Raw genomic sequence first — 7111 nt, forward strand, 5'->3', positions numbered from 1 at the left:
GGAAGCCGAGGCCGTTGCCGAGGGTGCCGAAGCGGGCGCGGACGGCGACGGCAGCGAGGTGGCCCCGGCTGCGGCGGATGCCCGACAATAGCCAGCATGGCCGCCTCCCCACAGCCCTCCGCACTCGAACAGCAGCCCCACCTCGGCCTGCGCGAACGCAAGAAGCTCAAGACCCGCATCGCGATCCGCCGGGCCACCTACCGGCTGATCGACGAGCAGGGCTACGAGGCGACCACCATCGAGCAGATCGCGGAGGCGGCGGAGGTCTCGGCCTCCACCGTCTTCCGCTACTTCCCCACCAAAGAGGACATCGTCCTCACCGACGAGTACGACCCGCTGATGGCCGAGGTGCTGCGCGGCAGGCCGGCCGACGAGCCGCCGCTGGAGTCGATCCGCTTCATCGTGATCCACCAACTGGGCGGCGTCTTCGCGAACGAGGCCGAACTCGACGAGATGACGCAGCGGACCCGGCTCATGGTCGAGATCCCGGCCGTTCGCGCCCGGATGAGCGAGTCCATGTCGGTGACGTCGAAGCTGCTCACCGGCGTCCTCGCGGAGCGCACCGGCCGCGAGGAGAACGACCTCCAGCTGCGGATCTTCACCGCGGCCGTGATGGGCGCGCTGCGCGAGGTGACCCTCTACTGGGGCGAGCACGGCAACAAGGACGACCTGTTCGCCCTGATCGACGGCGCGCTCAACTCCCTTGCGGGCGGCCTGCGCCTGTAGGGTCTGTCGTTCGGATCTTGCCGGGCTTGCGGGCACTGGTGCCGCGCCTCGCGGCGGCCGCCCCGGGGATCACTCTGCGACCCCCAACTCGGCGGCCAACTGGTCGACTTCGGTGGTGGGCGCGGCACACACGAAGTGCCGGCAGACGTACGCGGCCGCCTTCCCCTCGACCAGCGGCCGGTCCCGCAGCAGCGGGAACTCCTCGCCGCCCGCCGCCCCTGCGGCCACCACAGCGCCGGGCGCGGTGCCGAGCAGCGCCGTACGGTGCAGGGCGCGCGTCGCCCCGTCGCCCACGGCCCCGACGACCGCCACCTCGCGCGGCCCGTCGAGCAGCGCCTCCGACACCGCGAGCCCCCAGCCGATGAACCGGGGCGCCCGCGGACCGAGCGTCCGCACCACGCCCAACGCCCCTTCGGCAGCGGTCCGGTGGGCTTCGGAACCGGTGTGCGCCGCGTACGACAGCAGCGCGCCGGCCGCGGCCGACCAGCCGGAAGGCGCCGCGTTGTCCGTCGGGTCCTGCGGGCGGCGGATCAACTGCTCGGCGTCGTCGGCCGTGTCGTACAGCGCGCCGTCCTCACCCTCGGCGACGAACTGGTCGAGCACGGTGTCCAGCAGCAGCCCGGCGAACTCCAGCCAGGCACCTTCGCCGGTCACCGCGGCGAGCGCCAGGAACCCCTCGGCGACATCGGCGTAGTCCTCCAGCACCCCCGCGTTGGCCCCGGCCCTGCCGTCCTTGGAGGTACGGGCGAGCCGCCCCACGTCGTCCATGTGCAGCCGTACCAGCAGATCGGCGGCCTCCGTGGCCCGTTCGACCAGGTCGGGCCGGTCGAAGTACGCGCCGGTCTCGGCCAGCGCGGCGACGGCCAGCCCGTTCCACGCGGCGACCACCTTGTCGTCCCGCCCCGGCCTGTGCCGCGTCTCGCGCGCCGCGAACAGCCTGCCCCGTACGGACTCGACGCGCGCCGCGTCCACATCCCCGCCGTGGTCGGGGAGTTGGAGCACCGACGCACCCTTCTCGAAGGTGCCGTCGAGCGTGACCCCGAAGTGCCGGGCAGCGAACTCCCCGTCGTCGTCGCCCAGCAGCTCCCGCAGCTGCGCCGGCGTCCACGCGTAGAACGCGCCCTCGACGTGCTTGCCCGTACCGTCGTCACTGTCCGCGTCCAGGGCCGAGGCGAACCCGCCCTCGGCCGTGCGCAGTTCACGCACGAGGAAGTCGGCGGTCTCCACCGCGACCCGCCGGGCGAGCTCCGATCCCGTGGCCCGCCACAGATGCGCGTACACCCGGCAGAGCAGGGCGTTGTCGTACAGCATCTTCTCGAAGTGCGGCACGACCCAGGCCCGGTCCACCGAATACCGCGCGAACCCGCCGCCCAACTGGTCGTAGATCCCGCCGCGCGCCATCGCCACACACGTGTCGGCCGCCATCTGCAGCGCCCCCTCGGCGCCGGTACGGGCGTGGTGGCGCAGCAGGAACTCCAGCACCATCGACGGCGGAAACTTCGGCGCACCCCCGAACCCGCCGTGCCGCTCGTCGTACTCCCTGGTCAGCCCGAGCAACGCCTGCGCCAGCTCCTCCTCGGCCGGCACGCCCTCGCCCCCACCGTGCGCGAGCGACCGCCCGGCCAGCTCCCCCACAATCCGCCCGGCCACCTCGGCGACCTCGTCCCGCCGATCGGTCCAGGCGGAGGTGACCCCCTCCAGCACCTGCGGAAAGGACGCCATGCCGTGCCGGGGCGCGGGCGGAAAGTACGTACCGAAGTAGAACGGCTCGCCGTCGGCGGTCAGAAACACCGTCATCGGCCACCCACCCTGCCCGGTGGCAGCCTGCACGGCCTCCATATAAACGGCGTCCACATCCGGCCGCTCCTCGCGGTCGACCTTGATGTTGACGAAGTGCGCGTTCATGTACGCGGCGGTCGTCGCGTCCTCGAAACTCTCCGACGCCATGACATGACACCAGTGACACGCGGAGTAGCCGACGGAGAGCAGAACGGGTACGTCGCGCCGCCGTGCCTCTTCGAAAGCTTCCGGCTCCCAGGGCCACCAATCGACCGGGTTGTCAGCATGCTGAAGCAAGTAAGGCGAGGTCACACCAGCCAGCCGGTTCATGCGCCCCAGCCTCTCACAATGCCCGCCCCCGCCCTGAGAGGCCACCATAATCGGGCGTCCCGGCATTACAGGACAGTAGGCCGAGCCTCGCGGTCACGGACCTGTCGAGGCGCCTCAAAGGAGGTACACCATGACCGCTGAGATGGTGGCGCCCGCGTGGATGCATACGCAGATCAGCGCGGAGCAGTACGACTCCTGGTCCGACGAACAATGTGCCGGCATCGAGATCGTGGACGGGATGATCGTCGTGACCCCGAGCACGTCCAACCGGCACAACCGGCTGGCGTACAGGGACGGCGAGATGTTCACCGGCACGATCAAGGCTGCCGCACCCTTCTCCGTCACCGTAGACCTGGGTTCCATCTGACAGCGCCGGAATGTCCTGACCTCCATCCCTTTGCCTCTCTTTGCCGACCGGGCGATTGTCGGTGTGGCTGCGGCTCGGGGTGGGGGCGCGCGGGCAGAATCTGGCGGGCGGGCGGGGCCTTCGGTGCTGGGCGGTCGGTGTGATCCATTACGTTTTGCTGCTCGTGTGCGCGGTGGCGATCTATCTCTCGTGCGAGTGGTTCGTCAACGCCGTCGAATGGCTCGGCCTGCGGCTGAACGTCGGGAAGATGGCCGTCGGCACGATCCTCGCCGCTTTCGGCACCGCGCTGCCCGAGTCCGTGGTGACCCTCGTCGCGGTGACCACCGGCAGCACCGAGAAGGCCAAGGACATCGGTGTCGGCGCCGCGATGGGCGGGCCGCTGGCGCTGTCGACCATCGCTTACGGGGTCACCGGCGCCATACTGCTGCGTAAGCGGCGCAGGGAGCCGGCCGAGGACGGCGGGCCGGCCGGTGAGGCGCTGGGCGATGCGAAGGACATGCGGCGCCTCGCCAAGGACCAGAAGTGGTTCCTGCCGATCTTCGTCGTCAAGGTCGTCCTGGGTCTGGTCGCCTTCGCCTACAAACCGGTCCTGGGGCTGCTGTTCTTCGCCGCCTACGGCGTCTACTTCTGGCGGGAGATCCGCGGCGGGGGCGACGGGGACGAGGACGACGAGGAGTTGGAGCCGCTGAAGCTCCAACCCAGAGCGGCCTCCCCGGCCACCTGGGCCGTCGTGGTGCAGACGCTGGCCACACTGCTGGTGATCTTCTTCGCCTCCCAGCTCTTCGTGAAGCAACTCGACGCCATCGGGCCGATGCTGGGCCTGCCCACGGCCGTCACCGCCCTGCTCCTGTCACCGGTCGCGACCGAGCTGCCCGAGGTCATGAACGCGATCATCTGGGTGCGCCAGGGCAAGACGAAACTCGCCCTCGCCAACATCTCCGGCGCCATGATGATCCAGGCCACCGTCCCCAGCGGCCTCGGACTGCTCTTCACCACCTGGAAGTTCGACAGCGCCCTCATCTGGGCCGGTCTCATCACCATGGCCGCGATCGTCTACCTGCTCCTGACCATGCGCGCGCACCGGCTCACCCCCGCCCGCCTCACGGTCGCGGCCGGGTTCTACGTCGTCTTCGGCATCGGGCTGGTCCCGATCCTGAGCTGAGCCGGTCAGTGCTGCGGCGCCTCGAGCGTGCCCGTGCGCCCGTTGTGGTGGTCGAGCAGCCTGGACAGCAGCTCGGTGAACCGCTGACGCTCCTCCGCCGACAGCGGAGCCAGCAGCGCCTCCTGGCTCTCGGCCAACGGCTTCTCCAGCCGCCGCAGTTGCCGCTTCCCGGCGGCGGTGAGCGTGACGATGTTGCGCCGCCGGTCATCGGGGTCGGGGGCGCGCTCGACCAGTCCCCGCTCGGCGAGTTCGTTGACCGTCCCGACCATGTCGCTGACATGGATGCCGCTGCGGCGGCCGAGCGTGGCCTGGCTGGCCGGTCCCGAGTCCTCCAGCGTCGCCAGCAGCCGGTAGTGGTAGCCGCGGGCGCCGGCGGACGCGAACCCGTCGGCCACCAGACGCGCCGCGTGGTGGGCGGTCTGGCTGAGCAGCCAGCTGGGCATCCGCTCCCACCTGGCGGGCTGCGTCTCCTCGTACGGATTCTCCATGGGGCGAGTCTACCGAATCGTTGGCCGCACCTATGATTATGTTATCGTTGGTGCACCAAACGTTTATGTGGCAAACGTTAATTGCCCGAACGAATTCCCATGGAGTCGAGACCATGATCAAGCCGTTCCGCGTCGACATCCCCCAGGCCGACCTCGACGACCTCACCGACCGGCTCACCCGCACCCGTTGGCCCAACGAGGTCGCCGACGCCGGCTGGGACTACGGATTCCCGCTGGCGCGCCTCAAGGAGCTGGCCGAGTACTGGCGTACCGGCTACGACTGGCGCGAGCACGAAGCCGCGCTCAACCAGCTCCCGCACTTCACCACCGAGATCGACGGCCAGAACATCCATTTCGTACACGTCCGGTCGGCGAAACCGGACTCGCTCGCGCTCGTCCTCACCCACGGCTGGCCCGGCTCGTTCCTGGAGTTCCTGGATGTGATCGAGCCGCTGTCGCGCGACTTCCACCTGGTGATCCCGTCCATCCCCGGCTACGGCTTCTCCGGGCCGACCCATGAGCGCGGCTGGGACATCACCCGGATCGCCCGCGCCTGGGCCGAGCTGATGCGCCGGCTCGGCTACGAGCGATACGGCGCCCAGGGTGGCGACTTCGGCTCCGGCATCTCGACCGCGCTCGGCGCGGCGGCCCCCGAGCGGGTCGTCGGCGTGCACGTCAACTACCTGCCGACCAGGCCGGATCCGGACGCCGGCCTCGAACTGTCCGCGACGGACGAGGCCCGGCTCGACAAGATCAGGCACCTGATGGCGAACCGCCCGCCGTACCAGGCACTGCAGGCGGCGGCCCCGCAGACCCTCGGCTACGCGCTCACCGACTCACCCGTCGGCCAACTGGCTTGGATCGCCGAGCGGTTCGCCCGGTGGACCGACCCGCAGTCACCCGTCAGCGACGAGCGGATCCTCACCGACGTGTCGCTGTACTGGCTGACCGCCACCGCCGCCTCCTCCGCACGGCTGCACCACGACACCCCGCGCCGGACCGAGCCGTGCCCGGTACCGCTCGGCGTCGCCGTCTTCGCGTACGACATCACTCAGTCGGTACGGCCGCTGGCCGAGCGCCTGTACGACATCAGGCACTGGTCGGAGTTCGAACGCGGCGGCCACTTCGCGGCGATGGAGGTCCCCGAACTGCTCGCCGACGACGTCCGGGACTTCTTCACCCACCTCGCGGGGTCGGCGCAGGAAAGGTGATAAACCGGCGGTCGTCATCTCATGGGCCGTTTACTGTACGGACACGCCGCGCCTGCCCGTGGCAGCCGTCCGAGGAGGAACCCCGTGTCATCGTCCTACGGTCCCCAGCACTCCCCCGTCGGCGATGTGGGCGCGGCCCTCATGATGATCGACTCCCGGCTCAAAGGCATTCACGACGGCAGGACCGAGGCCGACCCCGAACAACAGGCGCTGATCGACCAGTTCACCGCGTCGCTGGGCCCCAAGGGCGCCAACGACCTCTTGGACGGCGCCTGCACGCTCATCTACATGTTCATGACCTGGCTGCGGAAGGCCCACGAGGACCACGACAAGGACGTCATCGAGTACGTGGTGCCTTCCCTGGTCGCCTCACTGCGCATGATGCCCAAGAGCATCCGCCCCGAGGCCATCCCCACGATGGCCGGCCTGGTCATCGCAGCCGGCACGGGCCTGAGCCCCAACCTGTGGCGCAAACAGTACGGAAGCTGGACCGAGGAGGAGATGACTCCCCTGGAGGCGACCACCTTCCTGCTGGCGGAACACATCAACCGCATCACCGAGGACCCCGACTTCGCCACCCACCTGATCAGCGAGGCCCTGACGAACGCGGACGAAGACTGACGCACCGCGCACTTCGGCGCCGATCCCGGCGCAGGCCGGCGCCTCCGCGCAGGTCTCGGCGTCTCCTCGTCCGGCGAGCGGTCTCGCGCTTGTGGCCTTCACGAAGGACACTGTTCGCTCACCCAAGGCTCTCGGAGGGGGACTTACATGCGAGACAGCCACCGGGCCGATGCGGAGCGGCTGTTGGTTCGCGCGGTGGAGGAAGAGGTACGGCGCAGCGGGGGGCGCAGTGACGGGGGTGCTCTGCTGGCGCGGGGGCGGGGTGCTCTGGACGCGCTCGCCGAGGGGGCCGGGGAGGAGTACGCCGCGTATGTCACCGCGCTGGACGCTGCGCAGGCCGAGGAGCGGCCGCTGGGCGAGCGGTTCAGCCGGCAGGCGATCGGAACGCCCGTGCTGGTCACGGCCGTTGCCGCCGTCGCCGCCGTGT

Annotated in this window: 8 protein-coding genes; 6 read left to right on the forward strand and 2 right to left on the reverse strand. The window is 70.0% G+C overall.

All coding sequences use genetic code 11. The features are described from left to right. Positions 1 to 96 precede the first annotated feature (96 nt). The gene (locus HY68_RS43510) at positions 97 to 726 is read left to right on the forward strand and encodes a TetR family transcriptional regulator (RefSeq protein ID WP_078863444.1); all 630 of its coding nucleotides are present in this window, start codon (positions 97 to 99) and stop codon (positions 724 to 726) included. 69 nt (positions 727 to 795) lie between these two features. Here HY68_RS43510 and HY68_RS05620 read toward each other — a convergent pair whose 3' ends face one another. Then, the gene (locus HY68_RS05620; protein ID WP_041985128.1) at positions 796 to 2835 is read right to left on the reverse strand and encodes a thioredoxin domain-containing protein; all 2040 of its coding nucleotides are present in this window, start codon (positions 2833 to 2835) and stop codon (positions 796 to 798) included. A gap of 130 nt (positions 2836 to 2965) precedes the next feature. On the opposite strand from HY68_RS05620, the gene HY68_RS05625 reads away from it, so the two are divergent. Further along, positions 2966 to 3202 carry a hypothetical protein gene (locus HY68_RS05625; RefSeq protein ID WP_041985131.1) on the forward strand — a complete coding sequence of 79 codons (237 nt, stop codon included), beginning with the start codon at positions 2966 to 2968 and terminating at the stop codon, positions 3200 to 3202. Between the two features lie 139 nt (positions 3203 to 3341). Continuing rightward, positions 3342 to 4364, forward strand: a complete 1023-nt coding sequence (locus tag HY68_RS05630) for a sodium:calcium antiporter (protein ID WP_041995248.1) — start codon at positions 3342 to 3344, stop codon at positions 4362 to 4364. Positions 4365 to 4369: 5 nt separating this feature from the next. On the opposite strand, the gene HY68_RS05635 is transcribed toward HY68_RS05630, so the two are convergent. After that, on the reverse strand, positions 4370 to 4852 hold the full coding sequence (locus HY68_RS05635) for a MarR family transcriptional regulator (RefSeq protein WP_041985133.1): 483 nt from the start codon (positions 4850 to 4852) through the stop codon (positions 4370 to 4372). Positions 4853 to 4965: 113 nt separating this feature from the next. Here HY68_RS05635 and HY68_RS05640 point away from each other — a divergent pair, with 113 nt between their 5' ends. From HY68_RS05640 to HY68_RS43515, 3 genes are all read left to right on the forward strand, one after another. Further along, positions 4966 to 6063, forward strand: a complete 1098-nt coding sequence (locus HY68_RS05640; protein ID WP_041985136.1) for an epoxide hydrolase family protein — start codon at positions 4966 to 4968, stop codon at positions 6061 to 6063. 84 nt (positions 6064 to 6147) lie between these two features. Further along, the gene (locus HY68_RS05645) at positions 6148 to 6684 is read left to right on the forward strand and encodes a hypothetical protein (protein WP_041985140.1); all 537 of its coding nucleotides are present in this window, start codon (positions 6148 to 6150) and stop codon (positions 6682 to 6684) included. 147 nt (positions 6685 to 6831) lie between these two features. Then, a partial coding sequence (locus tag HY68_RS43515) for a hypothetical protein (RefSeq protein ID WP_041985143.1) occupies positions 6832 to 7111 on the forward strand: 280 nt, incomplete at its 3' end.

Source organism: Streptomyces sp. AcH 505, from assembly GCF_000818175.1.
Classification (GTDB): Bacteria; Actinomycetota; Actinomycetes; order Streptomycetales; family Streptomycetaceae; genus Streptomyces.

Excerpts from the sequence above, each read along its gene's own strand:
- HY68_RS43510 (WP_078863444.1), top strand. The coding sequence starts at position 97 with ATGGCCGCCTCCCCACAGCCCTCCGCACTCGAACAGCAGCCCCACCTC.
- HY68_RS05620 (WP_041985128.1), bottom strand. The coding sequence starts at position 2,835 with ATGAACCGGCTGGCTGGTGTGACCTCGCCTTACTTGCTTCAGCATGCT.
- HY68_RS05625 (WP_041985131.1), top strand. The coding sequence starts at position 2,966 with ATGACCGCTGAGATGGTGGCGCCCGCGTGGATGCATACGCAGATCAGC.
- HY68_RS05635 (WP_041985133.1), bottom strand. The coding sequence starts at position 4,852 with ATGGAGAATCCGTACGAGGAGACGCAGCCCGCCAGGTGGGAGCGGATG.
- HY68_RS05640 (WP_041985136.1), top strand. The coding sequence starts at position 4,966 with ATGATCAAGCCGTTCCGCGTCGACATCCCCCAGGCCGACCTCGACGAC.